The 24,706-nt window shown below is 66.7% G+C and carries 28 protein-coding genes; 16 read left to right on the forward strand and 12 right to left on the reverse strand.

Annotation, left to right across the window (positions count from 1 at the left end; all coding sequences use genetic code 11):
• Positions 1 to 33: 33 nt before the first annotated feature.
• Positions 34 to 819 carry a response regulator gene (locus ACFZCE_RS21525; RefSeq protein ID WP_390942548.1) on the forward strand — a complete coding sequence of 262 codons (786 nt, stop codon included), beginning with the start codon at positions 34 to 36 and terminating at the stop codon, positions 817 to 819.
• Here the strand turns inward: ACFZCE_RS21525 and ACFZCE_RS21530 are convergent.
• Positions 747 to 2,708 (reverse strand): ATP-binding protein, encoded by a 1,962-nt coding sequence (locus ACFZCE_RS21530; protein WP_390942549.1) that lies wholly within the window; start codon positions 2,706 to 2,708, stop codon positions 747 to 749. The genes ACFZCE_RS21525 and ACFZCE_RS21530 overlap by 73 nt on opposite strands.
• Positions 2,709 to 2,907: 199 nt before the next feature.
• On the opposite strand from ACFZCE_RS21530, the gene ACFZCE_RS21535 reads away from it, so the two are divergent.
• Positions 2,908 to 3,654, forward strand: a complete 747-nt coding sequence (locus ACFZCE_RS21535; RefSeq protein WP_390942550.1) for a hypothetical protein — start codon at positions 2,908 to 2,910, stop codon at positions 3,652 to 3,654.
• Positions 3,651 to 4,175 (forward strand): hypothetical protein, encoded by a 525-nt coding sequence (locus tag ACFZCE_RS21540; protein WP_390942551.1) that lies wholly within the window; start codon positions 3,651 to 3,653, stop codon positions 4,173 to 4,175. Before ACFZCE_RS21535 ends, ACFZCE_RS21540 begins: the two co-directional genes overlap by 4 nt.
• Positions 4,176 to 4,314: 139 nt before the next feature.
• On the opposite strand, the gene ACFZCE_RS21545 is transcribed toward ACFZCE_RS21540, so the two are convergent.
• From ACFZCE_RS21545 to ACFZCE_RS21565, 5 genes are all read right to left on the reverse strand, one after another.
• Positions 4,315 to 5,259, reverse strand: coding sequence for an amidohydrolase family protein (locus tag ACFZCE_RS21545; RefSeq protein ID WP_390942552.1), 945 nt, complete (start codon positions 5,257 to 5,259; stop codon positions 4,315 to 4,317).
• A gap of 54 nt (positions 5,260 to 5,313) precedes the next feature.
• Positions 5,314 to 6,606, reverse strand: a complete 1,293-nt coding sequence (locus tag ACFZCE_RS21550) for a citrate:proton symporter (protein ID WP_390942553.1) — start codon at positions 6,604 to 6,606, stop codon at positions 5,314 to 5,316.
• 69 nt (positions 6,607 to 6,675) lie between these two features.
• On the reverse strand, positions 6,676 to 7,365 hold the full coding sequence (locus tag ACFZCE_RS21555; RefSeq protein ID WP_390942554.1) for an RraA family protein: 690 nt from the start codon (positions 7,363 to 7,365) through the stop codon (positions 6,676 to 6,678).
• Positions 7,366 to 7,380: 15 nt separating this feature from the next.
• The gene (locus tag ACFZCE_RS21560) at positions 7,381 to 8,352 is read right to left on the reverse strand and encodes an NAD(P)-dependent oxidoreductase (protein WP_390942555.1); all 972 of its coding nucleotides are present in this window, start codon (positions 8,350 to 8,352) and stop codon (positions 7,381 to 7,383) included.
• A gap of 109 nt (positions 8,353 to 8,461) precedes the next feature.
• The gene (locus ACFZCE_RS21565) at positions 8,462 to 9,343 is read right to left on the reverse strand and encodes a LysR substrate-binding domain-containing protein (protein WP_390942556.1); all 882 of its coding nucleotides are present in this window, start codon (positions 9,341 to 9,343) and stop codon (positions 8,462 to 8,464) included.
• Between the two features lie 154 nt (positions 9,344 to 9,497).
• Between ACFZCE_RS21565 and ACFZCE_RS21570 the strand changes: the two genes are divergently transcribed.
• The 4 genes from ACFZCE_RS21570 (at position 9,498) to ACFZCE_RS21585 (ending at position 11,933) form a co-directional block, all read left to right on the forward strand.
• Positions 9,498 to 10,199 (forward strand): antibiotic biosynthesis monooxygenase, encoded by a 702-nt coding sequence (locus ACFZCE_RS21570; RefSeq protein WP_390942557.1) that lies wholly within the window; start codon positions 9,498 to 9,500, stop codon positions 10,197 to 10,199.
• A 75-nt stretch (positions 10,200 to 10,274) separates the two neighbouring features.
• On the forward strand, positions 10,275 to 10,616 hold the full coding sequence (locus ACFZCE_RS21575) for a GNAT family N-acetyltransferase (RefSeq protein WP_390942632.1): 342 nt from the start codon (positions 10,275 to 10,277) through the stop codon (positions 10,614 to 10,616).
• 96 nt (positions 10,617 to 10,712) lie between these two features.
• Positions 10,713 to 11,471 carry a hypothetical protein gene (locus ACFZCE_RS21580; RefSeq protein ID WP_390942558.1) on the forward strand — a complete coding sequence of 253 codons (759 nt, stop codon included), beginning with the start codon at positions 10,713 to 10,715 and terminating at the stop codon, positions 11,469 to 11,471.
• A gap of 3 nt (positions 11,472 to 11,474) precedes the next feature.
• On the forward strand, positions 11,475 to 11,933 hold the full coding sequence (locus ACFZCE_RS21585) for a hypothetical protein (protein WP_390942559.1): 459 nt from the start codon (positions 11,475 to 11,477) through the stop codon (positions 11,931 to 11,933).
• Between the two features lie 12 nt (positions 11,934 to 11,945).
• Here the strand turns inward: ACFZCE_RS21585 and ACFZCE_RS21590 are convergent, their stop codons facing one another.
• The 3 genes from ACFZCE_RS21590 to ACFZCE_RS21600 form a co-directional block, all read right to left on the reverse strand.
• Positions 11,946 to 12,461, reverse strand: a complete 516-nt coding sequence (locus tag ACFZCE_RS21590) for an SRPBCC domain-containing protein (protein WP_390942560.1) — start codon at positions 12,459 to 12,461, stop codon at positions 11,946 to 11,948.
• A 78-nt stretch (positions 12,462 to 12,539) separates the two neighbouring features.
• The gene (locus ACFZCE_RS21595) at positions 12,540 to 13,223 is read right to left on the reverse strand and encodes a DJ-1/PfpI family protein (RefSeq protein ID WP_390942561.1); all 684 of its coding nucleotides are present in this window, start codon (positions 13,221 to 13,223) and stop codon (positions 12,540 to 12,542) included.
• Between the two features lie 57 nt (positions 13,224 to 13,280).
• The gene (locus ACFZCE_RS21600; RefSeq protein WP_390942562.1) at positions 13,281 to 13,781 is read right to left on the reverse strand and encodes a lactoylglutathione lyase family protein; all 501 of its coding nucleotides are present in this window, start codon (positions 13,779 to 13,781) and stop codon (positions 13,281 to 13,283) included.
• 93 nt (positions 13,782 to 13,874) lie between these two features.
• On the opposite strand from ACFZCE_RS21600, the gene ACFZCE_RS21605 reads away from it, so the two are divergent.
• Positions 13,875 to 14,756 carry a LysR substrate-binding domain-containing protein gene (locus ACFZCE_RS21605; protein WP_390942563.1) on the forward strand — a complete coding sequence of 294 codons (882 nt, stop codon included), beginning with the start codon at positions 13,875 to 13,877 and terminating at the stop codon, positions 14,754 to 14,756.
• 43 nt (positions 14,757 to 14,799) lie between these two features.
• On the opposite strand, the gene ACFZCE_RS21610 is transcribed toward ACFZCE_RS21605, so the two are convergent.
• Both ACFZCE_RS21610 and ACFZCE_RS21615 read right to left on the reverse strand, forming a co-directional pair.
• Positions 14,800 to 15,090, reverse strand: a complete 291-nt coding sequence (locus ACFZCE_RS21610; RefSeq protein ID WP_390942564.1) for a DUF1330 domain-containing protein — start codon at positions 15,088 to 15,090, stop codon at positions 14,800 to 14,802.
• 54 nt (positions 15,091 to 15,144) lie between these two features.
• Positions 15,145 to 16,035, reverse strand: coding sequence for a LysR substrate-binding domain-containing protein (locus tag ACFZCE_RS21615; RefSeq protein WP_390942565.1), 891 nt, complete (start codon positions 16,033 to 16,035; stop codon positions 15,145 to 15,147).
• Between the two features lie 107 nt (positions 16,036 to 16,142).
• Here ACFZCE_RS21615 and ACFZCE_RS21620 point away from each other — a divergent pair, with 107 nt between their 5' ends.
• Together ACFZCE_RS21620 and ACFZCE_RS21625 are read left to right on the forward strand one after the other, a co-directional pair.
• Positions 16,143 to 16,931 carry a 2OG-Fe(II) oxygenase gene (locus tag ACFZCE_RS21620; protein WP_390942566.1) on the forward strand — a complete coding sequence of 263 codons (789 nt, stop codon included), beginning with the start codon at positions 16,143 to 16,145 and terminating at the stop codon, positions 16,929 to 16,931.
• 140 nt (positions 16,932 to 17,071) lie between these two features.
• Complete coding sequence (locus ACFZCE_RS21625; protein WP_390942567.1) at positions 17,072 to 17,863, forward strand: transporter substrate-binding domain-containing protein; 792 nt, start codon at positions 17,072 to 17,074, stop codon at positions 17,861 to 17,863.
• Positions 17,864 to 17,870: 7 nt separating this feature from the next.
• On the opposite strand, the gene ACFZCE_RS21630 is transcribed toward ACFZCE_RS21625, so the two are convergent.
• Positions 17,871 to 18,665, reverse strand: coding sequence for a MetQ/NlpA family ABC transporter substrate-binding protein (locus ACFZCE_RS21630; RefSeq protein WP_390942568.1), 795 nt, complete (start codon positions 18,663 to 18,665; stop codon positions 17,871 to 17,873).
• Between the two features lie 218 nt (positions 18,666 to 18,883).
• Between ACFZCE_RS21630 and ACFZCE_RS21635 the strand changes: the two genes are divergently transcribed.
• Genes ACFZCE_RS21635 through ACFZCE_RS21660 form a run of 6 tightly spaced genes read left to right on the forward strand, consistent with a single transcriptional unit; the run spans position 18,884 to position 24,704 of the window.
• Positions 18,884 to 19,933, forward strand: a complete 1,050-nt coding sequence (locus tag ACFZCE_RS21635; RefSeq protein WP_390942569.1) for an LLM class flavin-dependent oxidoreductase — start codon at positions 18,884 to 18,886, stop codon at positions 19,931 to 19,933.
• Positions 19,934 to 19,942: 9 nt separating this feature from the next.
• Complete coding sequence (locus ACFZCE_RS21640) at positions 19,943 to 20,767, forward strand: transporter substrate-binding domain-containing protein (protein WP_390942570.1); 825 nt, start codon at positions 19,943 to 19,945, stop codon at positions 20,765 to 20,767.
• Positions 20,764 to 21,966 carry an acyl-CoA dehydrogenase family protein gene (locus ACFZCE_RS21645; protein ID WP_390942571.1) on the forward strand — a complete coding sequence of 401 codons (1,203 nt, stop codon included), beginning with the start codon at positions 20,764 to 20,766 and terminating at the stop codon, positions 21,964 to 21,966. The genes ACFZCE_RS21640 and ACFZCE_RS21645 overlap by 4 nt, the downstream gene beginning before the upstream one ends.
• Positions 21,967 to 21,976: 10 nt before the next feature.
• Positions 21,977 to 22,897: an aldo/keto reductase gene (locus ACFZCE_RS21650; RefSeq protein WP_390942572.1), complete on the forward strand. Its 921-nt coding sequence runs from the start codon at positions 21,977 to 21,979 to the stop codon at positions 22,895 to 22,897.
• Positions 22,894 to 24,021, forward strand: a complete 1,128-nt coding sequence (gene solA, locus ACFZCE_RS21655) for an N-methyl-L-tryptophan oxidase (RefSeq protein ID WP_390942573.1) — start codon at positions 22,894 to 22,896, stop codon at positions 24,019 to 24,021. Before ACFZCE_RS21650 ends, solA begins: the two co-directional genes overlap by 4 nt.
• An 8-nt stretch (positions 24,022 to 24,029) precedes the next feature.
• Complete coding sequence (locus tag ACFZCE_RS21660; RefSeq protein ID WP_390942574.1) at positions 24,030 to 24,704, forward strand: ABC transporter permease subunit; 675 nt, start codon at positions 24,030 to 24,032, stop codon at positions 24,702 to 24,704.
• Positions 24,705 to 24,706 lie beyond the last annotated feature (2 nt).

A 24,706-nucleotide genomic window follows, 5' to 3' on the forward strand; every position in this document is an offset into this window, starting at 1 on the left:
AATACTGCTTGTACAGGGTGCCGCTGGAGGGCCATGAACATGCACATACTGCTGGTGGACGACCATGGCATCCTCAGGGCCGGTGTGCGCAGCCTGATCCAACAGGTGCACCATCAGGCGGTGGTGCTCGAGGCCGCGTGCAGCGATGAAGCGGCGGACCTGGTCCGCCAGCAGGCCTTCGACGTGATCTTCCTCGACCTGTGCATCCCCAAGACCCGCTACAGCGAAGACCTCAACGTGGCCAACGGGCTGGGCCTGTTGGCGCTGTTCAAGGGTGCGCGCAGCGAGCCGGCCGACCCCGACCCGGCGCAACGGGTGGCCGCCCCGGTGATCGTGATGTCCGCCGAGCCCGGCCGGCAGTTCGTCGACGAGGTGATGCGCCGTGGCGCCACCTCCTTTGTGCCCAAAAGCGCCTCCCATGAGGTGATGCTCGAGGCCATTCACCGCGCCCTGCATGGCGGGATTTTCCTGCCGTCGCCGGCCATCGGCCGCGGCGGCGCGATCCCCGAGCCCGATGTTGGCAAGCTCGGCCAGGGTGCTGGCGTACCGCTCAGCCACAAAGACCTGGGCATCACCGCGCGGGAGTTCGACGTGCTACGCCTGGCGTTGCAGGGCAACGCCCCGTGGAAGATCGCCGCGATCCTGGAAATCAACGCGGTCAACGTTCGCCAGTACCTCAGCCGGCTCTATGCGCGCTTCGGGGTGATCGACCTTTACGGCCTGCAAGGGCTGTTCGCCAAGACCGGTCAGGTGGTGGGTGTGCTGTTGTCGAGCAACGCCGCTTCGTTGGCCACGCGCCCGGCGCCGACCAGCGCCTGAACCTGCCGCAGCAACAGCGCCGGCTCCTCGCCCTTGGCCACGAAGGTAGCCAGCGGCAGGTCGCTGACCAGGTTCTGCGCCAGTTCCGCCGAATACACCAGCACCGGCACCTGCGCCCAGGCGAAGTGCTCGCGCACCTGGCGCACCACGTCAAGGCCGCTGGCGCCCGGCGCCAGCTTGTAGTCAGTGATCAGCAAGTCAGGGTGGCGGTCCGGGGCGCGCTCCAGCAGGGCCTGGAGCGCTTCAAGGCTGGCCGCGCTGTGCACCAGGCAACCCAGTGGCGCCAGTAACTGCTCGAGGCTGGCGAGCACGTGGGGGTCGTCTTCGACCACCATCAGGTAAGCCCCGGCCAACTCGCCGAGGCCCGCCAATGCACTCGCCGGGCACGGCGCTTCGACTCGCGGCGGGTGCGCATCGGCCACCGGGCAGTCGACCGAAAAGCGGCTGCCCTGGCCTGGGCGAGAGGCAAAGCTCAAGCGGTGGCCAGGCAGTTTGCCGATGAAATTGCGCACGATGTACAGGCCCAGCCCGAGGCCGTTGGCCTTGTCTCGCGAGGGATTATTGACCTGAAAGAACTCTTCGAAAATCCGCTGCCCGTAGGCCGGGGCGATGCCCACGCCGGTGTCGACCACGTCGATCCGCAGCACGGTCTTGGCTGACACACTGCCCACCAGCACGCCGCCGTGCTCGGTGTACTTGATGGCGTTGCCGACCAGGTTGCCCAGCACACGCATCATCAACGCGGCGTCGGTGTGGATGAGGATGTCTTGCCGGCGCGCCACCACCCGCAGTTGCAGGTGTTTCTCCTGGGCGCGCGGGGCGTGCACCTGCTGCAGTTCGGCCAGCAGCCGGTTCAGCGACACCGGCGCCAACTGCGGCTCGCGTTCGCCAATCATGAACACGTCGCGCAGGCCCTTGAACAGCAGGTTGATCTCGCGCGCCGCGGTGGCGATGCTTCGCAGGATCGGCGCCACCTCCGCGCCCCGGCCGCCGTCGCTCGCCTGCTGCCCGGCGTGGGCGAGTACGGCGATCGAAGTCAACGGCTGCAGCGTGTCGTGGTAGGTGGCACGGACGAAGCGCGCGGTGGCCTCGGTTTTTTCACTCAGGGCCTGGGCCTTGAGAAACTCATTGCGAAACAGCTCCTGTTGGGCGGCATCGGTTTTTTGTTTCTCGCGGCGCATGCTCAGGTTGGCTTCCTGCAACTGCTGGTAGTTGCTGTTCAGCGCCAGCAACTGGCTGAAACGCTCGCGCGCGGCGCGTTCGAAACGCACGCTGACCGCCAGCCCGAGGGTGGCGAAGGCCACCAGGTAGAACATCGCCGGGAAGAAGTAGATGTCCAACGGGTGGTGGAGCCAATCCTGTACCAGCAGCATCAGCACCGGCGCCAGCGTGGCCAGCACTGAACAGCGGGTCAGCAGCGCCATGGTGCCGTACTGGAAGAACAGCACCAGCACGATGCCGACGAAGTAGTACTGGTAATTCAGCGGCGCTGGCAGCGTGCTCATCATCGCCGTGAGGCAGCCGTTGATGGAGATTACCAGCGCCATGATGGTGCGCGCCGCGTGTTTTTCTTCGAGAAAGCGCTCGCTCCAGGCCAGCGCGATGCCCGCGCCGATCAACAGCGTACCCACCGCGCGCCAGGCCAAAATGGCCCCGAAGCGCTGCGCGGAAATCACCGTGGGGTGGTGGTAGCGGTGGTGGTAGTCCCAATAGGTGAAGGCGACCCACAGGCCCAGCGCGATGATCATGAACAGCCGCCGCTGGCTGAGGTTCTGCCGGGCGTAGTCGCTCAGAAAGCGTTGTTCGGTGCCGTTGTCGGCAAACGCCCGTGGCGGGATGAACAGCCGCGACAGGTCAGCGCTGAGCGCTTTGAATGGCAAGGCAGGCATGGCCCCTCCCCTGGGTACTACAGCTGTAGCACAACCCCCGTTGTATGTTGCCGCCGGCCGCGCGGTGCGACCATGGCTTCACCCATCCAGGGCTCTTCAGAGACGCGGCCACGCACGACTACGCGAGGCTGGAGTGGAGTAAAGCAGGCGGAGAGTGAGGTGCGGTTTTTTTTCACTCAACCCACGCAAGAGGTGCGCCATGAAACATACGCCGGTCGTTGCAATGATCCTTTCCCTGGGCCTGGCCGGTTGCGCCACCGACGGCGGTGGCGATGGCAGCGCCAGCCAGATGTTCGGCGCGCTGATGGGCGTGGCCCTGGGTAGCGCCGCCACCTACAACAGCGGCAGCACCGCCCAAGGCCAGCAGGTGACCTCGTCGGTATGGCGGGTCATGGGCCTGACCCAGGCGGCGAATGAAATGGACAAGCAAAGCAGCAACCCGTTTGGCCGCCTGGCGAGCCTGCTCAACGGCGCCGACCAGCCCGCCGCGGTGCAAGTGGCCACGGCCACGCCAGCGGCCAGCACGGCACTGGCAAGCGCCGAAACGCCCTCGCAGACCTTCAGCTTCAAGCCCGGCAGTTGCCCGAAGAATCTCGAAGGGGCGCGTTCGTTTGTGAAGGCTCCGGAATTGCTCAGTAACCCTGAAAGTTTTAGCCAGACCTTCACCGACATGGCCCAGAAAGCCGGCGGCTATGACCAGGCGATCGCCGCCAATGCAGCGCAACAGGTGGCCAACCAGCCCAGCATGAGCCAGGCCCGCGAAACAGCGCTGCAAGTGTTCGCCGGCCCAGGGGCCCCATTGGACCGTGACCAATGCGCCAACGTGAGCGACGGAATCTATTGCCCAAGCGTGAACGTGTACTGGATGCTCAAAGATGCCGACACGCTTTATAACTACGTTGACGCCGGCCTGCGCTGCACTCAGACCCTGCAGGCCCGCAAATGAACCGCGCCGCCATGGCGATGTGGCTCGCCCTGGCAACCACCCTACCCACGCCGGGCTGGGCCGCGGACCCAGCCAACGTCGGCCAGGCCTGCGCCCGTGAGCTCGAGGGCCAGGGCGCCGAGGCGATTCTCGCCTGCATTCAGCAACGCCTGGCCAGCGCGCAGCCGGCCAGCCGCCCCAGCGTGGCCAGGCAGCCCGCCCCCAGCCCCGCGCCCAGCGCCCCCCGCGCGCCCAGCACGCAGCGCGCGGTACTGGCGGACGCTCCGGCCACCCGGGGCTGCCCCTACCAGCTGGAAACCGGCTACGGTTTGGCCCACCCGCCGGGCGCCAAGATGTGCGTGGGCAAACGCTCGCTGCGTTGCGACATGGCCGGCAAAAACACTGCGGGCCAGTTTGAATACGCCTGGCATACCGTGGCCGAGAAGGACTGCCTCAGTGGTTACCGTGACGCCGCCGTGGTCGAGCGCAATGGGACGGTGGCCCGGCGGGCGCTGGAGAAGATGAAGTTCGAAGAGGAATGAGGTGGCGGCGTTCAGGGCCCATCGCCCGGCACAGCCGGCCTCCCACGGGTCTTGTATTTCCCAGTAAATCAAGTACTTACCAAAAAATGGTGGGAGGCCGGCTGTGCCGGGCGAAGGGCCCGCCAAGCTCCACATCTGCCTACAGGCCTGCGCCAAACCCAAACAGCCTGGCCGGGTTATCCACCAGGATCCGCTCCCGCAACGCCGCCTCCGGGGCCCAACTGGCCAGCAGGTCGAACAGTTGCAGGTCGTTCGGAACCGGGGTTTCGCCGGCCTGGGCAGCGGGGTGTGGCCAGTTCGAGCCCCAGAGAATGCGCTCCGGCGCCGCGGCGATGTAGCCACGGGCCACGGCGGACGTGTCGGCAAAACCCGGCGCGCCGAGGCGGGTGTCCATGTACGCCCCTGACACCTTCACCCAACCGTGCCCGGCGTCAAGCAGGCGCCGCACCGTGTGGTATACCGGCGCGCTTTGCCCCTCCGGTTGTGGCACGTGGCCCATGTGGTCGATTACCACGTCCACCGGCAACTTCAGCAGCACCGGCTCCAACGCCACCAGTTGCGCGGCGGGCATGTAGAACTGCATGTGCCAGCCCAACCCGCGGATGCGTTCGGCCAGCGGCGCGATCGCCTCCGGGGTCACCGGGTTGGTGCGCCCGAACAGCACCCGAATACCGCGCACGCCCTGGGCGTTGAGCTGCTCGAGCTGCGCGTCGGTGACGCTCAGGTCGACCACCGCGATACCACGGGCGCTGGCGCCGAACTGGCCAAGGGCATCGAGCAGGCAGCGATTGTCGGTGCCGTAGGCCGACGGCGTGACCACCACGTTGCGGGTGGTGCCCAAGCGCTGCTGCAGCCGCCGGTAATCGGCCACCGTGGCCGCTGGCGGGGTGAGCTTCGCGCCCGCCACAAAGGGAAAGCGTGGGTCGTAGATATGATGGTGGCAGTCGCAAGCAGCGGCCGGCACCTTGAACGCCGGGCCTGCGCCCGGGCCATCGGCCAGCGCGCCCAAGGCGCGGCCAGCCGCCAGCGTGGCCATGGCACCGAGTACGGTGCGGCGGCGCAGCCCGCGAGTGGAAAATGGCATCGTATACACCTCTTTATCGTTGTTATTGAGCGGAACACTCAGCGTTCAGCCGCCCTAGGCGTGGCCGACCAGAGGAATCACCCCGGTCAGCAAGGCGATCGCCAACAGCACCAGGCTGCTGATCACCGACCATTTGAGGGTGAAGCGCTGGTTTTCGGCGTAGTCGAGCTTGAGCATGCTCACCACCAGGTAGGTGGAGGCCACCAGCGGGCTGAGGATGTGCACCGGCTGCCCGACCAGCGCGGCGCGGGCCATCTCCAGCGCGCTGATGCCGTGGTGCTGGGCGGTTTGCGCGAGGATCGGCAGGATGCCGAAATAGAACACGTCGTTGGACACCAGCCAGGTCACCGGGATGCTCAGCAGTGCGGTAAGCACCGCCATGTAGGGGCCCATCGCCGGCGGGATCACGCTCACCAGCCCATCGGCCACGGCGTTGGCCATGCCGCTGCCACTGAGGATCCCGGTGAACACCCCGGCGGCGAAGATCAGCCCGGCCACGGCGAGAATTGGCGGTGCGTGCAACGCCAGTTGCGCCTGCTGGGCCTTGAGGCTGGGGAAGTTCACCACCAGCGCCAGGCACGCGGCGATCATGAACAGGTAGGCCAGTGGCAGCAGTTCCAGGCACAGCGCCAACAGCAGCGCGGCCGTCAGCGCCCAGTTGAAGGCGAACCGCCACGGGCTTTCGCAGCGCAGGTGGGCGCGCTCTGAAAAGTCCCCATTGAGGTCGATCCCGCCCCCCAGGCGGGCACGCTCGCGGCGGCCGAACCACCAGGCCAGGCCGAAGGTGTACAGCGCGCTGGCGAGCAACGCGGGCAACAGCGGCACGAACATCTCGCCCATGTCTACATGCATGGCCGTGGCAGCGCGGGCGGTGGGCCCGCCCCAGGGCACCATGTTGCCCAGCCCGGCCACCTGCAGCAGCAGGCAGCAGACCATCGGCCGCGACAACCCCAGGCGCTGGTAGATCGGCAGGAAGGCGGAGAGCACGATCATGTAGATGGTGGCGCCGTCGCCGTCGAGGGCGACCACGAAGGCCAGCGCCACGGTGCCGAGAAAGATCCGCACCGGGTCGCCGCGCACCGCGCCGACGATGCGGGCCACCAAGGGGTCGAACATCCCGGCTTCGGTCATGCAGAGGAAGTAGAGCATGGCGAAGATCATCAGCACCCCGTTGGGCGCGACCATCTTCAAGCCATCGAGCACGAACTTGCCCATCTCGGCATGGAAACCGCCAAGGAGCGCGAACAACGTGGGGATCAGGATCAGCGCGGTCAATGCCGAGAGCTTTTTGCTCATCAGCACATAGATGAAGCACGCCAACATCACGCAACTGAGCGTAACCAGCATGGGGGAACCCTTCTTTTTATAGTTGTCAGGCAGGCCGCGCCGGGGGCTACCCGGCGCGGCGAACAGGCATCAGAGCGGCAGGCCCTTGGCCCGCAGCAGGGCGTCGAAACGTTCCGGGTCGGCGCTGCCTTCTTCATTGGTTTTGCGGATGCCGGCTTCCCGCTCCAGGTGCGCCAGGGCCCTGGGCAGCAGCGCGGCGGCGTCTTCGGCGCGGACCGCGATCACCCCGTCGGCATCGCCCAGCACCAGGTCGCCGGGCAGCACCGCCAGGCCGGCGCAGGCCACCGGCACGTTGATCTCGCCGGGGCCGTCCTTGCTCGGGCCGCGGTGGGTGTGGCCGGCGGCGAACACCGGCAGCACGCCTTCGGCCAGTTCTTCGAGGTCACGCACCGCGCCATCGATGACGATACCGCCCAGGCGCACGCGCAGCGCCGTGGTGCGCACCAGGCCGCCGATCACCGCCTGGCTGAGGTCACCGCCGCCGTCGATCACCAGCACATCACCGGGCTGCACCATCATCAACGCCTTGTGGATCATCAGGTTGTCACCGGGGCGCACGCGCACGGTGAAGGCCGGGCCGCAGAGCTTCAGCGCCAGGTCGCCATGGTAGGCACGCAGGCCACGGGCGCCAATGCAGCGGCCCATGCAGTCACCGGCCACGGCCACCGGGATGTCACGAAACGCCGCCAGCAGTTCGGCGGCCAGGCCCTCTGCGCGCGGGTTGATACGGTAGCCGGCAGGCCATTGGGCAGTTGTCATAAAGCACCTCACGAGTCAGGAAAGAACAGCCGGGTTCACGCAGGCACTCGCGGCGGGCGGCTGGCCGCCGAGAAACCCCAGCACGTTGTGCACCGCCCCCTGCGCCATGGCCGCCAGCGCGGCGGGCGTGGAGCCACCCACGTGCGGGGTGAGCACCACGTTGCCCAGCGCCAGCAGCGGGTTGCCCGCGACCAGGGGTTCTTCAGCGGTGGTGTCGAGCCCGGCGGCGTACAGCGCGCCACTGCGCAGCGCCGCGACCAAGGCGGGTTCATCAATCACCTCACCGCGGGCGGTGTTGATCAACACCGCACCCTCAGGCAGCGCCGCCAGCTCGGCGGCGCCGATCAGCCCACGGGTGTGCGCGGTCAAGGGAATATGCAGCGACAGCACTTGGCTGCGCGCCAGCAACGCCGCCAGGCTGGGGGCGCGCTGGGCGCCGTCGAGGTCGGCGCCCTCGGGCAGAAACGGGTCGTACACCCAGGCGTGCATGCCCAGTGCCTGGCAGGCGCGCCAGAGCTTGCGCGCGACCTGGCCAAAGCCGACCAGGCCGAGGCTGCGGCCGCTCAGCTCGAGGCCATCCTGGGCACGGGACCAGCGCCCCTGGCGCAGCTCGGCGTCCATCCAGGCGATGCGCCGCGAGGCCGCCAGCAACAGGCCCAAGGCCATTTCGGCGACCGACTGCGCGTTGGCGCCAGGGGTGACGTAGACCGGGATGCCGCGGGCGCTGGCCGCTTCCACCGCGATGTTGCTGACGCCCACGCCATGCTTGCTGATGACCTTGAGCTGGCGCGCGGCGGCGATGGCGTTAGGGGTGAGCTCAAGGGTGCGGGAAATGATCGCGTCGACCGGCTCGGCGGCGAGCAGTTGTTCGATGGCCGCGCTGCCCTGGCCCTGCGGGATGTACAGCACCCGGTGGCCGCCGGCTTCGAGCAGCTCGCGGCCAGCGGGCGCCAAGGTGGGCGCGGTGACGAGAACGGTATAGGGCATGAACGTACTCCAGCCTTTTATTTTTGTGTGCAGTGGCTGGCAGTATCGCGGGGCTTACCGTTCGCTTCCATTATCGTTTTTTCAGTTAACCTTTCCTTTCAGGAAACGTTCAAGCTGCTTCGGCCAGCAGTGCCATAAAACGCAGGGTGGCGGGAGATAAATACCCATCGGCGCGGTGCAGAATGCCGAAGCGCCGCCGCAGGGTCAGCGCTTCAGCGCGCACCTGCACCTCCACCAGCCCATAGGCGCGCCCAAAGGTTGCCAGGTTGCGCCGTGACACAAAGCTCAGCAGGCCAGTTTCGGCGATCAGTTGCGGCGCCGCGGCGATCGAGTTGGTGACGATCGCCACCGCCGGTGGCGGGTGGCCCTGGCGGGTAAACGCAGCATCCAGCCATTGCCGGGTGGCGACGCTGGGCGGCGAGAGCAACCAGCGCTGCCCGCCGAACTCGGCCAGCGCCACCGGGCGCCCGGCCAGCGGGTGCTCACGGTGGGCGACCACCACCACTTCATCGCCGCTCACCTCGCGCTCGAGCAATTCTTCATCGCCCTCCCCCAGCGGCCCGACCACGATGTCCAGTTGGCCCTTGCGCAGTTGCTCGCGCAGCACATCGTTCATGCCAATCTGCAACTCCACCACCACCGCCGGCGCCTCGCGCTGCAGCGCGCTGCACGCCGCCGGCAGCAGGTAGTCGGCGCTGGTGGCGGCAGCGCCCACCCGCACACTGCCACTCAGGCCCTGGCCCAGCGCGGTGGTTTGCCGCTGGGCCTGGTCGAGCAGGCGCTCCACCTGCACCGCGTGGGCCAGCAGCAATTGGCCGGCCTCGCTCAGGCGAATGCTGCGCCCCACCCGCTGGAACAGTTGCGCGGCGTATTGGCTTTCAAGGCGGTCGATGCACTTGGACAGCGCCGAAGGTGAGATATGCAGCGCCTCGGCGGCGCGGCCCAGGTGGCCGAGCTGGGCCACCTTGATGAAGTAGGAAAGATCACGCATGGGCACTGCCTATGGCTGCTGGGGGCCGCGCCAGTGTACTGGGCTGGCGGCTGGCGTGCGCGGCGCGGCGAACCTGAAGCGCGCTTAAACGGAGTTTCATCCGCCCGCCCCCGGGGCGCTGCTAGTGTTCGCGGCCTAGCCAAGGAGGATCCACATGAATGCTCTAGTACGCGGTTTTTCAACCCTCGCGCTGGCCATGGGCATGGCTGCGATGGCCCAGGCGGCGCCGTTCGAAAGCCTGGCCACCCTGCAGGTCAAGCCTGAGCAGTTGCAGCCCTTCATCAGTGCCCTGCGGGCCAACGCCGAGGCTGCGCGGCACGAACCGGGCAACCTGTCGTTCAGCCTGTTCCAGGCACAAAGCAGCCCCACCACCCTCTACGTTCTCGAGCAGTGGGGCAGCACCCAGGCCTACCAGGCCCACCTCAAGCAACCCAAGCTGCTGGCCATGCATGCGCTGGCCCGCAGCGCGCTGGTGGGCGGTATCGAGCACCGCAGCCTGCGGGGCCTGGGCCCAGGCAGCGACACCCAACCGGCGGTGGTCGCCAACCCAGCCGGTACCAGCGACCTGCTGGTGTTCCTCAACGTCAAGCCCGGGGCGTTGCATCAATTTCGCGCCAACGTCGCCCAGGTGATCCCCACCTTCCGCGCGGCCCCCGGCAACCTGGCGTTCGACATTTTCCAAGACCGCGACCACCCCGAACAGATGGTGCAACTGGAACGCTGGGCCGATGAGCAACAGCACCAGGCCAACCTGCAGCGCCCGGTGATCCAGACCATCCGCAGCGGCTATGCCGCCACCTTGGCGACGCCGATGCTGCAAGGGCGGGTGTTGTTGAAGGACATCACGGCGGGTTGAACGCTAGGCGCTACAGGCGTGCGCGGGTGCATCTCAGGTAACGGTTTGGCCGGCTCACTGGCGCCTGCCGCGCCAATGGCAGTGATAGCGGCAAACGCCTCCGTGGGCCTTGGGGAGCTCAGCGAAGCGCACAAGAAGGGGCTACCCCGTTACCCTATTCCCGCCATCTTGCTGAGCCGCTTGGCGGTGGATGAGTGTGCGCAAGGCACGGGCTTGGGCCGTCGATTGATGGCTGATTTCTTCCGGCGGGTGTCTGTGGCGGCGCAGCACTCAGGCGTGGCTTTCGTAATCGTCGATGCAAAAGACCCTCCGGCGGCCGAGTTATACCAGCAGCTGGGCTTTGTACCTTCATTCGATAATGTTTTGCGCCTTGTGCTTCCTACTGCAACCTTGCTCAAAGCGTTCAAACAGGCATAAGGGCCTCTCACCAACGCCTTGGCTGATGCGTTCCTCTCCACTTGAGCGCTTTCCCAACCCCCCCTAGAATGGCCGCCCATTTCCAGGGAGGTTGGGATGCATACCGTTCGCTCACTCGCCGCCGCATGCGCGGCATTGGCCACTGGCAGCCTGATGCTCAATGGCTGCGCCGGCCCGGCCAAGGGCCCCCTCAGCGCCACCCAACAAGCGGACCTTCACCAGGCGGTGATTCGCGTGCTCGGGCCGATGAACCAGGCCGCCAACAAAGACTGGCTCAGCGGCGCGGTGTCGCTCGAGGTGACCATCGACCGTAACAACCAACTGCTCAAGTGCGCGGCCAAGCCCACCTCGGGTGCGCCCGGGCTGGCCGCGGTGGCCGAGCGTGCCTGCTGGGCCACGGTGTTCCCGCCCGTGCCGGCGCAGGCCTTCAACGCTGACGGCCAGGCGCGCCTGCGCATGCCGATCGTGTTCGACATGGACCCCGTCAGCGACCCACAACTGCGCGCCCGCTATGAAGGCATCGCCTTCCCGGCATTCTCCCAAGGCCAGTATTTCTGGGACCACGGCATCGCCGCGGTGGGCCCCACGAGCGTGGGCGAAGCGCGCTTTCAGTACGTGGCCGACCGCCAGGGCCGGGTGCTGGCGTGCACCGCCAGCATCGCCCCGGCTGAAGCCCGCGAGGGCGAATTCCGTGACAACCCACACCTGCTGGAACGCCTCAACGGCGCCTGCCTGCAGATGAACCTGGCGGCCATGCCAGGCTTCGCGGCCGGCAACAACGGCTTGGCCAATGGCACGGTGTGGACCTCTTATTCGCCCTGGCGCCAGGCCGCGCCGCAACCCAAGGATTACTGACCCATGAAACCACGCCTGCTAGCGGCCGCCGCCGCGCTGCTGCTGCACGGCTGCGCCGACATGCCGCCCTACTCCAACGTAGAGGCCGGCCAGCCCGCCGACGACGCCAGCAACGTCGTGTTCGAGACCGAAACCTACGCCGGCCAACCGCAACGCCATTGGGCCGACAGCCAGCCAAACCTGAACATCATCAGGATCAACGGCAAGAAGGTCGGCGACATCCCGTTCTCCACCTACTACTACAAGAACGACTCACCGCAACGGGCGCTGCTCACCCCGGGTACCTACACGGTACAGCTGGAATACAAGCTGCCGGTGAACTTCATGTTCGCCGACCTGCAGTTCGAGGGTAAGCCTGGCCAGCGGATCATCGCCCGGACTCGCTACATTGGCCTGGGCTTGCTGAAGGTTTGGTTGGAAGATGCCGCGACCGGTGAGGTGGTGGGTAAGCGCGTGCACTGAACGCGCCAGCCGTTAGGCGCGGCCCTTGCGCGCCGCGCTCAGCAGGCCGTCAAGCCAGTCCTGATGGCCGTTGATCATCGGGTTCGGCTTGGCCACGCTCAGTGCCTCGGCCGGTTTGCCTTTTTGCGTTTCCTGAGTGAGGACGCGCACGCGCCCGCCTTCGAGGTTCTCCACCAGCCAGGCGTGGTGCACGTCTAGCCGAGTGTCGCCTTCACCGGCCCAGCCATGCCAGGCAATCCGCCCCGGCTCGCCGCCGGCAGGCGGCTGGTACTCGGTGCATTGCGCCTCGACCGGGAAGCCAAAGGTTTCAAAGTAGAATCGCGCGCCCTCGGCCAACGCCGGGCCAGGGATGCCGTGCAGGCGGATGTTCGCCGAGTTGGCGTAATAGGTGGGCCACTGCGCAGGCTCCGCCAGCAGAGGCCACACCGCCTCGGCGCTCAAGCCCGCTGCGATGACTTCGTTGGAGCAGAAATTCTCGGTAAAGCCCGGCAGGTAGCCTTCGGGCCAGTGGATGGCATTCATTTTCATGGGGTGTTTCCTCGGGGGAGAGTAGCCGGTGCCAGCGGGCGCCGGTTGCCAATGCGGTTTGGTCACTTGGCTATCGCGTTAACCCTCGCCTATCGCCTCCAGGGTCAATTGCGCCACCCGCTCACTGGACATCGGGTTCTGCCCGGTGACCAAACGCCCATCACGCACGGCGTAGGGCGTGAACGCCGGGCCACCCTCGTAACGGGCGCCGAGCTCACGCAGGCGAGTTTCCAGCAGGAACGGCATGGCCTCGGTCAAGCCTGCCGCCGCTTCCTCTTCATTACTGAAAGCGCTGACCCTGCGCCCCGCCACCAGCGGCTGGCCTGAGCTATCGCGGGCACTGAGCAAACCCGCCGGGCCATGGCACACCGCGGAGATCACCTTGCCCAGCTGCCAGGCACTGCTGAGCAACGCTGCCAGTAGCGGGTGGGCGGGCAGGTCCCACATAGTGCCGTGGCCGCCGGGCAGGAACACGGCGGCGTAGCCCTCGGCACGCACCTGCGCAAGCGGGCGCGCGCTGCCCAGCGCAGCCATTGCCAGAGGGTCGACGAGAAAACGCTGCACACTGGGCGCGGCCTCCTCCCGTGAATGCGGGTCTATCGGAACCTCGCCGCCGTTGGGCGATGCCAGTTCAACGCTGAAGCCGGCATCGAGAAAGTGGTAGTACGGCGTAGTCAACTCTTCGAACCACACCCCCGTGGCGCGGGCGCTGGCGCCCAGGGTGGCCTGGGAGGTCGACACCAGTAAGATGCGTTTATTCATGGCGTGGGCTCTGGGTCATTGGGGGCCGGCAACGCGCCAGCGGGTTACTCGGAGTACTCATCCCTGGTACGCCCCCGCCGAATAGGTGAGCTCGTAGCTGTGGCTGTAGATTTCCAGGATGTTGCCAAACGGGTCTTCCATGTAGACCATGCGGAACGGCTTCTCGCCGGGGAAGTACTCGCGCACCGGCATGCGCTGCTTACCGCCAGCGGCGACGATCTTTGCCGCCAAGCCTTCGACGTCCGGGTCTTGCACGCAGAAGTGAAACACGCCGGTTTTCCAATATTCGAAGTTGTCTTGCGGCCGCTCAGCATTGCGGAACTCGAAGATCTCGACCCCGACGCGGTCGCCGGTAGACAGGTGGGCGATGCGGAACGAGCCCCAGCCGGCGCCGAACACATCGGTGCACATCACGCCGATGGCGCTGGTGTCTTCACTGATGGTGGTCGGCGGCATGATCAGGTACCAGCCGAGCACCTCGCTGTAGAATTTCACGGCGCCGTCCAGGTCGGTCACGCTCAGGCCAATGTGGGAAAAACTGCGGGGGTAAACGGGCATACGCACCTCAGGCGAACCAGGAATGCGCCACCTTAGCCAGCCAGGGGTATAAAATGAACCACTCTCCAATTATCACTTCGATAAGAGTTCATGATGGTAAACCCGCAATGGCTTGCCTCCTTCTCCAGCCTGGCCCGGCTCGGCAACTTCACCCGCACCGCTGAGCAACTGGGGCTGACCCAAGCTGCGGTGAGCCAGCACATCAAGCACCTGGAGCGGCAATTCGGCGCCCTGTTGATCCGCCGCCCGCGCAGCGTGGAACTTACCCCCGCCGGCGCCGCGTTGCTCGATTACTGCCAGCAGGTAGACCAAGCGGGGCTGGCCTTGGCCGCGCGCCTGCAAGGCGCCGAGGCCGAGCGCGGTGAGATCGGCTTGGTCAGCCCTGGCAGTATTGGCCTGGCGTTGTACCCCTGGCTGCTCGACTACCAGCAACAGCACCCGCAGTGCGTGGTTCGCCACCGCTTCGCCCCAGACGCCGAAGTGCTCGAGGCCGTGCTGGGTAACCGCTTTGAACTTGGCCTGCTGACCTTCAACCCCGACGACCCACGTCTGCACGCTCGGCACTTCACCGAGGAACCGTTGGAGCTGATCCTGCCGGCCGGGGTGCTCTACCAAGGCTGGGAAACCCTGCAGCAACTGGGCTTTATCGACCACCCCGACGGCACTGGCATGGCCACCCGCCTGCTCAGCCGGCGCTACCCGGGCAGCCGTGGGGTGAAGGATTTACCGCGCAGCGGCTTCAGTAACCAGGTGGGGTTGATTCTCGAGCCCGTGGCGCGTGGCCTGGGGTTTACCGTGTTACCGCGGCTGGCGCGCCAGGCGTTCCATCAGCAACCGGCATTGCAGGTGGTGGAGTGCGGCAACCCGGTGCGCGACACCTTGTGGCTGATCCACCGCGCCGAATGGCCGCTGAGCGCGCGGGCGGCCGCGGTGGTGGCGTACCTGCAGGCGCGGGTGGGGCAGTTGTTGGGCTGAGCGGCAGCCTCCTTGCCCGGCCCAACGCGGCCCACCACGCCTGTCAGGCCAGCTCACCTTCCACGATCAGCAACTCCCGCGCCGAAGCACGCAACGCGAAACCCTTGGCTTCCACATAGGCAGGGTCGGCATAACAGGCCCGGGCCAACTCGATGGAGGCAAACTCCACCGCGAGTACCCGCTGGCTGTGGAGCGCTTCCTGCAACGCGCCGGCGCCTAACACCTTGAGCACCGCGCCGTATTTCTCGGCGATCGGCTTCCACAAGCGCCCGTATTCGGCTTGCGCCTGAGGGTCCTTCACGTCGCTGCCCAGGATGATCCAATAGCCTTTCATAGGGTGCCCTCTGCGTAATGAACAGGCACTCTAGCATCGCTGCCCACGCCCGCCCTACCCCTGCAACACTTGCAACAACCGCTGCACATCGCCCCGCCCCAGCTTGCCGCGGGGGATAAACGCACAGTACCCATGCCCCAGTTTCAACGGCGCTTGGGCCAGCAGCAGTAACCGCCCGTCACGGATCGCTTGGGCCGCCAGCGCCCGCTGGCCCAGGGCAACCCCCAGCCCCAACGCGGCGAGGGTAATCGCCAGGCTCGACAACCCTGAGCGCCGGCCCGCGGCCGGGTCTGGCGCGCGGGCGGCGCGCTGGGCGGCGAACCAATCGCCCCAGGTGGGGTGCGAGGCAAACTGCGCCCCCCACTGGGTATGGATGAACTGGCTGTCGTGCAGCGCGCCCAGGTCGAACTCCGGGTTGCCATGCTGGTGCCAGAACCCCGGCGAGCACAGCGGCAGCACCTCATCGTGAAACAGCGGGCTGGCCTGGCACGCCGGGTAGTGGTACTCGCCGTAGCTCACCCGCAGGTCGATGGCGTGGCGGGCGATGTCGACCGGGTCGTCTTCCACCCGCACATCCACCGACCACTGTGGGTGGCTGGCCAGCAGCGTGGCCAGCTTCGGCGCCAACCAGCCCTCGGCCAGCGAGAACGGCACGCTGACGATCAGGCGCGTGCGCAACTCGCCCTCCAGGGTGCGCAGGGTCATCGCCGCCAGTTCTTCGAGGGCCTTGGCGGTTTGCGGGTACATCGCCAGGCCGGCGTCGGTCAGGGCCAGGCGATTGCCGTTGCGCACAAAGAGTTTTTTCCCGAAAAAGTCCTCGAGGTGGCGGATTTGCTGGCTCACGGCGGCGGACGTCACCCCCAGTTCAGCCCCGGCCATGGCGAAACTTTCAAGCCGGGCGGCGACCTCGAAAGTGCGCACGGCATTGAGCGGCGGCAAGCGCATGGGCAGGTTCTCCGTTAAGTTTTTCTTGGCCGATGCTAACAATTTATGCCGTTGTGGCTAACTTTTTCTTGGAATAACCTCGCTACATCTCAACACGGAGGTGCCCCATGAGCCTGCTTATCGACCTTCAGCGCTACCCCCTCGACCAGCCCGGCAGCGGCGCCTGGCAAGCCCTGGTGGAGCATTCACGGCAGGCGCTGCGGGCGCACGGCATGTTCAACCTCGAAGGCTTCGTGCGCGCCGAGGTGATCGCCGAGGCGGCGCGGCAGCTCGAACCGGCGATGCGCGGCGAGTCCCACACCCACAGCCGCACCCACAACATTTACTTCAAGCCGCAGATCGACGGGCTGCCGGGCGACCACCCGGCGCTGCGCCGGGTCGAAACGGTGAGCCACACCCTGTGTGCCGACCAACTGCAAAGCAGCCTGGTCACCCAGGTGTACGAATACCCGCCGCTGCTGGTGTTTCTCGCGGCGGTGATGGATAAACCCGCGCTGCACCTGATGGCCGACCCGCTGGCGCGGGTCAATGTGATGAGTTACCGCGAGGGCGAAACCCTCAACTGGCACTTCGACCGCTCCGAATTCACCACCACGCTGATGCTGCAAGCCCCCGACCAGGGCGGCGAATTCCAGTACCGCACAGACCTGCGCAGTGACAACGACCCCAACTACGCTGGCGTCGCCGAGCTGCTCGAAGGCCGCGACGCCCACGTGCGGACCCTCCGGCTGCAAGCCGGCACGTTGAATGTGTTCCGCGGCAAGAACACCGCCCACCGGGTGACCCCGGTGCGTGGCGCCCGCGAGCGCATGGTCGCGGTGTTTTCCTACTATGAACGCCCCGGCGTGCTGTTCAGCGCCGAAGAGCAGCTAGGCTTCTACGGCCGCACCGCCTAGCCAACACCGAGCAAAACAATAAAAAAACCGGCTGTAACCCTACTGACCCCTGCCGTGCCTTGAACCTGATGGGGAACCTGATGAACGACTTCTCAACCGCTGTGCGTGCGCTTGTCACTTGCGCCCTTCTGAGTACCGCATTGGCCGCCCAGGCGGCCGAATGGACCACCGTGCGGGTCGCCACCGAAGGCGCCTACGAACCGTGGAACACCACCCTGCCCAGCGGCGAGATCGCCGGCTTCGAACCCGAGCTGCTCAAAGACCTCTGCGCGCGCCTCAAGCTCGACTGCCCGCTGCAGGCACAGAACTGGGACGGCATGATCGCCGGGCTCAATGCCGGCAAATTCGACATGCTGATGGATGCCATCGTGATCACCCCGGAGCGCCAGGCGATCGTCGACTTCTCCAGCCCCTACGCCTCGACCCAGGCGGTGTTCGTCAGCGCCGCGCCGAGCGCCGAGTTGCAGGCGCAAAGCCAGTCGGTGATCAAGCTCAGCGGCGACAAAACCCAGGACGCCGCCGCCATCGAGCAACTGCGGGCGATGGTCAAGGGCAAGACCATTGGCATTCAGTCGGGCACCGCCTACACCGACTTCATCAACCAGAACTTTGGCGACGTGGCGCGGGTGCAGGTGTACACCAAGTCCGGCGAGCACATGATGGACCTCAACGCCGGGCGCATCGACTTTGCCTTCGACGACGTGACGTTCTTCTCTTCAGCGCTGGCCAGCCCGGAGAACCAGGGGATCAAGATGGCCGGGCCAACCCTCGGCGGGCCGATCTGGGGCCCGGGCGAGGCGCTGGCGTTTCGCAAGCGCGATACCGCGCTGAAGGAGCAGTTCAACGGCGCGCTGGCGGCGGCGCTGGCCGACGGCACGGTCAAGCGGCTGTCGGAGAAGTGGTTCAAGGCAGACATCACGCCTTCGCCTTGAATGGCCCTCACCAGCCAGGCTGATACAACTTCCCATAGGCGCTGTCCAGCGCCTGCTTCACCACCGGCGAGTGCTGGTACAGGTCGATGAACTGCTTCAGGCGCGGGTCGCTCTGGTTGTCCGGCCGGGCGACGAACTGGATCACGTACTCGGGGTGGTCCAGCCCGTCGAACAGCAGCGCCGCGTTCGGGTCGATGGTTTTCGCCAGGCGGATGTAGTGCGGGTAACCCTGGGCCAGGTCGACGTCGTCGAGTACCCGCGCCAGTTGCACCGCTTCAAGCTCGACGATCTGCAAATGCTTGGGGTTGGCGGTCACGTCGGCCAGGGTGGCCTTGTAGCCCACGCCCGGCTTGAGGCTGATCAGCCCGGCTTTTTCCAGCAGCAACAGGCCACGGCCGCCGTTGATGGCGTCGTTGGCGATGGCCACCTTGGCGCCGTCGGGCAGCGCTTGCAGGCGGGTGTATTTCTTCGAATACAGGCCGATGTTGTTGATGATCCCCGGTGCCACGGGCACCAGATTGAGGCCGGCAGTCTTGTTGGCGTTTTCCAGAAACGGAATGTGCTGGAAGTAGTTGGCGTCGAGGTCTTTGTTGGCCAGCGCGGTATTGGGCGTGACCCAGTCATTGAACTCGACCAGTTCAACCTCCAGCCCTTGCTTCCTGGCCTCGGCCACGGCGGTTTCCAGGGGTGGGGCAAAGGCCGCGGTGGTGCCGATCTTCAGCGCCGCGGCCTGGGCCAGGGAGCCCGCGCCCAGCAGCGCGGCAAACAGGGTAACGGTGACAGCATTGAAACGCAGGCGCATGGCAAGTCCTTATTGGGTTGGCCACGCCACGGTAATCAGCTGGCATAACGCCGCCAAATAGCATTGCGGAATATGCATAAGCCTGGCCGGCTCCACTACCCCGGCCAGCCTGCGCGGTGCCAATACCCAATGGTGCTCAGGCCAGCACCAATCGGTCTTTAGCCTCAGCCAGCGCGCGCCTTACCGTCAGCCCACGTCACAGTTCAAGGGCTGCACCCATGCAGTATTCAACCTGGGCCACCAGCGGCAACGGCGGCTTCTTGCGCGCCGAGGTCGAGCAGAACCTCGATGCCAGCTACCCCTACAACCTGGCCCTGGCTCAGGCCGCGGACGCCGCCGGGTTCTTCGGTATGTTGTTCCCGGTGCGCTACCTGGCCGCCCACGGCCAGCCCGAGAGCGCCCCCGGGCAGCTCGACCCGCTGGTGCTGGCGGCCGCCGTGGCCAGCCACACCCAACACTTGCGGGTAATCAGCGCGATCCTGCCGGGCTTCGTGCCGCCGGCCACCCTGGCCAAGATGGGCGCCACGCTCGATCACATCAGCCAGGGCCGTTGGCACGTGAACCTGGTCACCGGCTGGTTCAAGCAAGAACAGCACAGCCTCGGCGCCCAATGGGGTGAACACGCCGAGCGCTATCAGCGCTCCAGCGAATACCTGCAGGTGCTCAAGGGCCTCTGGCAGCATGAGCGCTTCAGCTTCGCCGGGCGCTTCTACCCGATCGAAGACGCCACCCAACGCCCGCGGCCCTTGCAGCGGCCCTACCCGGCGATCTTCCAGGGTGGCAATTCTGCCGCCGCGCAGCAGATGGCCGGCGAGCACTCGGATTGGTACTTCATCAACGGCGCGCCCCACGCCCGGCTCAAGGAGCAGATCGACGCGGTCAGTGCCATCGCCCGCCAGCACGGCCGGCGCGTGCGCTTCTCGGTGAACGCCTTTGTGATCGCCCGTGACAGCGACGCCCAGGCCCAGGCCGAGTTGGCGCAGATTCTCGCCGCCGCGGATACCCAAGCCATCGAGCAGTTTCGCGAAAAAGCCAAGGAAGCCCAGGGCATGTGGCGCGATGACGATGGCCTGGCCAGCTTCGTGGCGATCAATGAAGGCCTGCGCACCGGGCTGGTGGGTTCCTACGAACAGGTCGCCACGCGCATTGCCGAGCTTGAGGCACTGGGCATCGAGATGCTGCTGTTGAGCTTCCGCTACCCCTTGCAAGAACTGCCGCTTTTTCACCGCCAGGTGGCCCAGCGCCTGCCTGCCCACCCTACTGCCTAGAGATTGTCGATGACCGCATCTGCCTTCACCCGCCTGGCGGGCCTGTTCCTGCTCAGTGGCGCCGCTGTACTGCTGGCCGCTTGCGACAAACCCGCCGCCAGCAGCGCCAAGGCCGCTGCCGGCGGCAGCAGCCAAACCGTGCTGCGCGTGGGTACCTCCGGCGCCTACCCGCCGTTCACCCAGCGCGATGCCTCCGGCCAGTTGGCCGGCTACGACGTGGATGTGCTCAACGCCGTGGGCGCCAAGCTGGGCTACCGTATTGAGTGGACGACCGCTGAGTTCAGCGGGCTGTTCGGCATGCTCGACACCCAGCGCATCGACACCATCGCCAACCTGGTCTCGGTGACCGAAGCGCGCAAGCAGAAATACCTGTTCTCCACCCCCTACGCCTACAGCGGCGCGCAGTTGGTGGTGAAAAACGGCAGCCCGATCCATACCCTCGACGACCTCAAGGGCAAAACCCTCGGCGCCATGCTCGGCAACAACCTGCAGCAGTACGCCAGCCAGTGGAACGAGCAGCACGGCAACCCCTTCACCGTTAAAACGTACCAGGACAACAGCGGCGTCTATGGCGATGTCGCCAACGGCAGGCTTGACGCCTTCATCGACAGCCAGATCACCGCGCTGGTGCAGATCAAGGCGCAGAACCTGCCGCTGCAACTGGGCAGCGAGAAAAAACTGTACGAAATCCAGCAGGCCTTCCCGTTCCGCAACACCCCGGACGACCAGGCTTTTGCCGCGCGCTTCGACCAGGCACTGGCTGCGCTGGCCGCAGACGGCACGCTGACCCGGCTGTCGGCCAAGTGGGTGGGCACGGATGTATCCAAGCCATGAGCCAGTGTATCTCCGCCGCCGATGCCGCCGCCGCGCTGGCCAGCGCCGAGCGCCTGGCCGCGCACTTTGCCAGCACCGCCGTGGCCCGTGACAAGGCCGGCGGCAATGCCCATGCCGAAGTGGCGCTGCTGCGTGACAGCGGCCTGCTGACGCTGCTGATCGCCCGCGAGCACGGCGGCCAGGGCGCGCCCTGGTCGCTGGCGCTGGAGGTGGTACGGCGCTTCGCTCGGGTCGATGGCTCATTGGCGCACTTGTTTGGCTACCACTTTCTCGATCAGTTGGTCACGCAAACCTGCGCCAGCCCCGAGCAATTTGCCGCCCTCCAGCGCGAGAGCGCCAAGGCCCATTGGTTCTGGGGCAACGCGCTGAACTCGCTGGACCGCCGCGTGCTCGCTCGCCGCGAGGCCGGCGGCTATCGCCTCAACGGGGTTAAGCAGTTCACCTCGGGGTCGCCCTATGCCGACCGCCTGGTGATCACCTTCCGCCTGGAAAGCGACCCCGACACCCTGCTGCGCGCGGTGATCCGCCCCGACGCCGAAGGCCTGCGCATCCACAACGACTGGGACGCCATTGGCCAGCGCCAGACCGGCAGCGGCACCGTCAGCTATGACCAGGTGTGGGTCAGCGATGGCCAGGTGCTCAGCGGCGCGCCAGTGGGCGCCGAAGGCGAGGTGCTGGCGTTCAATACCCTGGGGCCGATCCTCGCCCAACTGGTGCTCACCCAGGTGTTTCTCGGCAGCGCCGAGGGCGCCCTGGCCGAGGCGGCGCGCTATACCCGCGAGCAGTCGCGGCCGTGGCACACCGCCGGGGTGGAGCGGGCCGAGGACGACCCGCTGGTCATTCGCCAGTACGGCGAGTTCGCCGCCGAGCTTGAGGCCTTCCGGGCGCTGGCCGAGCGCGCCAGCGCCGCCTGGGACCAAGCGTTCGCCCAAGGCCTGGCGCTCAGCGCCGAGCAGCGCGGCCATACCGGCCTGCAGGTGGCGGCGGCCAACGTGTTTGGCGGGCGCGTAGCGCTCGGCATCACCAGCCGGGTATTCGAAGTGATGGGCGCGCGCGCCACCGCCAGCCGTTACGGCCATGACCGTTTCTGGCGCAATGTGCGCACCCACACCCTGCACAACCCTGCCGAGTACAAGCTGCTCACCCTCGGGCGCCATGCGCTCAAGGGCGAGTTGCCGGTGCCCGGCTTCTACGCCTGAGGGCTTTGCCATGCATTATCGGCCACTGGGCCGCACCGGGCTGAAGGTTTCGGTGATCGGCATCGGTACCTGGCAATACGGCGGCGAATGGGGCGAACCCTTCAGCCAGGCGGCGGTAGACGCCATTCTCGATGCCGCCGCCGAGCAAGGGGTGAACCTGATCGACACCGCCGAGTGCTACGGCGACCACCTGGCCGAGCGCCGCATCGGCGACTACCTGGCGCGGCGCCGGCGCAGCGACTGGGTGGTGGCAAGCAAGTTCGGCCATCACTTTCATGGGCCGTTCCAGCGCAGCCAGCATTGGCAGCCGCGCGAAGTACTCGGGCAACTGGAGGCCTCGTTGCGCGCCTTGCGCAGCGAGCGTATCGAGCTGTACCAATTTCATTCCGGGGCCGACAGCGTGTTCTTCAACGACGAACTCTGGCAGTTGTTGCGTGACCAGCAGCAGGCCGGCAAGATCGGCCACCTGGGGGTGTCGGTCGATAAAAACGGCAACCCCGCCCAGGTGCAGGCCGCCGCCGGGGTCGGCGCCGCGGCGCTGCAGGTGGTGTACAACCGCCTGCAACGTGGCGCCGAGCAGCACGCCCTGCCCCAGGCCCAGGCCGATGGCCTCGGGGTGCTGGCGCGGGTGCCGCTGGCCAGCGGTTACCTGAGCGGCAAGTACGCCCCCGGGGCGACCTTTGGCGACCACGACGTGCGCCATCAGCACGACGCCGCCAGCGTGCAGGGCTGGTTGCGCGAGGCCCAGCAGGTCGCCCGGGACGAGGTACCCAAGGGCGTGCCCATCGCCCAGTGGGCCCTGGCCTGGTGCCTGCGCAACCCGGCGGTGGCCAGCGTGATCCCAGGCTGTAAAAGCCCGCAACAGGCGCGCCAGAACGCCAGCGCCGCCCACCTGCTGGACGCCCATGGGCAATGGCGGGTGAGCCAATGAAAGTGGCGGTAATCGGCCTTGGCGCCATGGGCAGCCTGGCGCTGTGGCAACTGGCGCAACAGGGCGTTAAGGCGGTGGGCTTCGAGCAGTTCGGCCTGGCCGACGCGCGTACCGGAGTAGGCGGCGAAAGCCGGCTGTTCCGTACCGCCTATAAAGAAGGCCCGCAGTACGTGCCGCTGCTCAAGCGCGCGCGGGTGTTGTGGCGTGAGCTTGAAGCCCAGACCGGCCAGGCGCTGCTGCACCTGAACGGCGGGCTGACCATTGGCCACCCGGCCGACGAGGCGATTGCCCGGGTGCTGCAGAGCATCGAGCAGTTCGCCATCGACCATCAACGGCTGGCCCCCGCCGAGGCCAGGGCGCGCTTTCCCGCACACCGCTTCAGCGACGACGAAGTGGTGATTTTCGATCGCGAATCCGGCTACTTGCGCCCGGAGCTGGCAGTCACCAGCGCCCTGCGCCGCGCCCGCGACCTCGGTGCCGAGGTGCACGGGCACAGCCCCGTGGCGCGCGTCGAGCAACGTGGCGACGGCGTGTGGTTGGAGCTGGCCGGTGCCTGGCAGCGCTTCGACAAAGTTCTGGTGACCGCCGGCGGCTGGGTCAAGCGGCTGTACCCGGCACTGGGCAGCCCGGTGTTCACCCGCAAGCTGATTCTGTCGTGGTTCCCCGCCCGCGACATCGCCGCGTTCAGCCCTGAGCGCTTTCCGATCTTCACCCGGCGCAGCCAGGGTTACTTCAGTTTTGGCGTACCAAGCCTTGAAGGCAGCATGGTCAAGGTCGGCATCAGCACACCCGGGCATGTGGTCGAGCACCCCGACCAGGTCGACCTGCGCATCAGCGAGGCTGAGCTGGCCGACACCCGCCACGTGATCCAGCATTTTCTCAACGGCCTGGACCCAGACCCAGTGCGCAGCAGCGGCCACCTGGATGCCTACAGCGCCGACAGCCACGCCGTGATCGGCCACCCGCCCGGGCAACCCGGGGTGCTGCTGGTGGGTGGGTTTTCCGGCCACGGCTTCAAGCTCGCCCCGGCGATCGGCGAGGCCGCCACGGCGCTGCTACTCGGGCGCCCGGCGCCGGTATCGGTGAGCGCCTTCAACCTGCACCGCTTGCCGGTGTTCCACTAGAGGCTGGCATGCACATCGATTTTTCCTACCTGCTGGCGATCGTGCCGGAACTGCTGCACTACCTGCCGGTGGTGCTGTTTATCGCGGTGCTGTCGTTTCTCTTCGCGGTACTCTGTGGCCTGGCCTTCGCCGCGGTGATCCAGCGCCGGCTGCCGCTGTTCTATCCGCTGCTGCTGGTGCTGGTGTCGTTCCTGCGCGGGGTGCCGGCGCTGGTGCAGATTTTCATCCTGTACTTCGGCTTGCCGCAGTTGCTGCCGGCACTGAGCGCGATGAACGCTATGACCGCGGTGATCCTCGCGCTGAGCCTGCGCAACGCCGCCTACCTGGCCGAGGTGTTCCGCTCGGCGCTGATGGCGGTAGACCCTGGCCAGTACGAGGCCGCGCTGTCAGTGAACATGAGCCGGCGCCAGGCCTACTGGCGCGTGGTGCTGCCCCAGGCAGCGCGGATCGCCCTGCCGCCGGCCGGCACGTTTTTCATCCTGATCCTCAAGGACACCTCGCTGGCCTTCACCATCGGCGTGGTCGACCTGTTCGCCCAGGCCAAGATCATGGCCGCTGCCAGCTACAAGTTCCTCGAAGCCTACCTGGCCGTGGGCTTGATCTACTGGGTGCTGACGGTGTTGTTTTCTTTCCTCCAGGCACGCCTGGAACGCCGGGCGAGCCGGCCCTACCAGCGGAGCTGAAC

The sequence above is a fragment of the Pseudomonas sp. NPDC007930 genome, from assembly GCF_042958985.1.
Lineage (GTDB): Bacteria > Pseudomonadota > Gammaproteobacteria > Pseudomonadales > Pseudomonadaceae > Aquipseudomonas.

Coding starts and splice junctions, on each gene's coding strand:
- ACFZCE_RS21525 (WP_390942548.1), top strand. CDS start 34: ATGAACATGCACATACTGCTGGTGGACGACCATGGCATCCTCAGGGCC.
- ACFZCE_RS21530 (WP_390942549.1), bottom strand. CDS start 2,708: ATGCCTGCCTTGCCATTCAAAGCGCTCAGCGCTGACCTGTCGCGGCTG.
- ACFZCE_RS21535 (WP_390942550.1), top strand. CDS start 2,908: ATGAAACATACGCCGGTCGTTGCAATGATCCTTTCCCTGGGCCTGGCC.
- ACFZCE_RS21540 (WP_390942551.1), top strand. CDS start 3,651: ATGAACCGCGCCGCCATGGCGATGTGGCTCGCCCTGGCAACCACCCTA.
- ACFZCE_RS21545 (WP_390942552.1), bottom strand. CDS start 5,259: ATGCCATTTTCCACTCGCGGGCTGCGCCGCCGCACCGTACTCGGTGCC.
- ACFZCE_RS21550 (WP_390942553.1), bottom strand. CDS start 6,606: ATGCTGGTTACGCTCAGTTGCGTGATGTTGGCGTGCTTCATCTATGTG.
- ACFZCE_RS21555 (WP_390942554.1), bottom strand. CDS start 7,365: ATGACAACTGCCCAATGGCCTGCCGGCTACCGTATCAACCCGCGCGCA.
- ACFZCE_RS21560 (WP_390942555.1), bottom strand. CDS start 8,352: ATGCCCTATACCGTTCTCGTCACCGCGCCCACCTTGGCGCCCGCTGGC.
- ACFZCE_RS21565 (WP_390942556.1), bottom strand. CDS start 9,343: ATGCGTGATCTTTCCTACTTCATCAAGGTGGCCCAGCTCGGCCACCTG.
- ACFZCE_RS21570 (WP_390942557.1), top strand. CDS start 9,498: ATGAATGCTCTAGTACGCGGTTTTTCAACCCTCGCGCTGGCCATGGGC.
- ACFZCE_RS21575 (WP_390942632.1), top strand. CDS start 10,275: ATGGCAGTGATAGCGGCAAACGCCTCCGTGGGCCTTGGGGAGCTCAGC.
- ACFZCE_RS21580 (WP_390942558.1), top strand. CDS start 10,713: ATGCATACCGTTCGCTCACTCGCCGCCGCATGCGCGGCATTGGCCACT.
- ACFZCE_RS21585 (WP_390942559.1), top strand. CDS start 11,475: ATGAAACCACGCCTGCTAGCGGCCGCCGCCGCGCTGCTGCTGCACGGC.
- ACFZCE_RS21590 (WP_390942560.1), bottom strand. CDS start 12,461: ATGAAAATGAATGCCATCCACTGGCCCGAAGGCTACCTGCCGGGCTTT.
- ACFZCE_RS21595 (WP_390942561.1), bottom strand. CDS start 13,223: ATGAATAAACGCATCTTACTGGTGTCGACCTCCCAGGCCACCCTGGGC.
- ACFZCE_RS21600 (WP_390942562.1), bottom strand. CDS start 13,781: ATGCCCGTTTACCCCCGCAGTTTTTCCCACATTGGCCTGAGCGTGACC.
- ACFZCE_RS21605 (WP_390942563.1), top strand. CDS start 13,875: ATGGTAAACCCGCAATGGCTTGCCTCCTTCTCCAGCCTGGCCCGGCTC.
- ACFZCE_RS21610 (WP_390942564.1), bottom strand. CDS start 15,090: ATGAAAGGCTATTGGATCATCCTGGGCAGCGACGTGAAGGACCCTCAG.
- ACFZCE_RS21615 (WP_390942565.1), bottom strand. CDS start 16,035: ATGCGCTTGCCGCCGCTCAATGCCGTGCGCACTTTCGAGGTCGCCGCC.
- ACFZCE_RS21620 (WP_390942566.1), top strand. CDS start 16,143: ATGAGCCTGCTTATCGACCTTCAGCGCTACCCCCTCGACCAGCCCGGC.
- ACFZCE_RS21630 (WP_390942568.1), bottom strand. CDS start 18,665: ATGCGCCTGCGTTTCAATGCTGTCACCGTTACCCTGTTTGCCGCGCTG.
- ACFZCE_RS21635 (WP_390942569.1), top strand. CDS start 18,884: ATGCAGTATTCAACCTGGGCCACCAGCGGCAACGGCGGCTTCTTGCGC.
- ACFZCE_RS21640 (WP_390942570.1), top strand. CDS start 19,943: ATGACCGCATCTGCCTTCACCCGCCTGGCGGGCCTGTTCCTGCTCAGT.
- ACFZCE_RS21645 (WP_390942571.1), top strand. CDS start 20,764: ATGAGCCAGTGTATCTCCGCCGCCGATGCCGCCGCCGCGCTGGCCAGC.
- ACFZCE_RS21650 (WP_390942572.1), top strand. CDS start 21,977: ATGCATTATCGGCCACTGGGCCGCACCGGGCTGAAGGTTTCGGTGATC.
- solA (WP_390942573.1), top strand. CDS start 22,894: ATGAAAGTGGCGGTAATCGGCCTTGGCGCCATGGGCAGCCTGGCGCTG.
- ACFZCE_RS21660 (WP_390942574.1), top strand. CDS start 24,030: ATGCACATCGATTTTTCCTACCTGCTGGCGATCGTGCCGGAACTGCTG.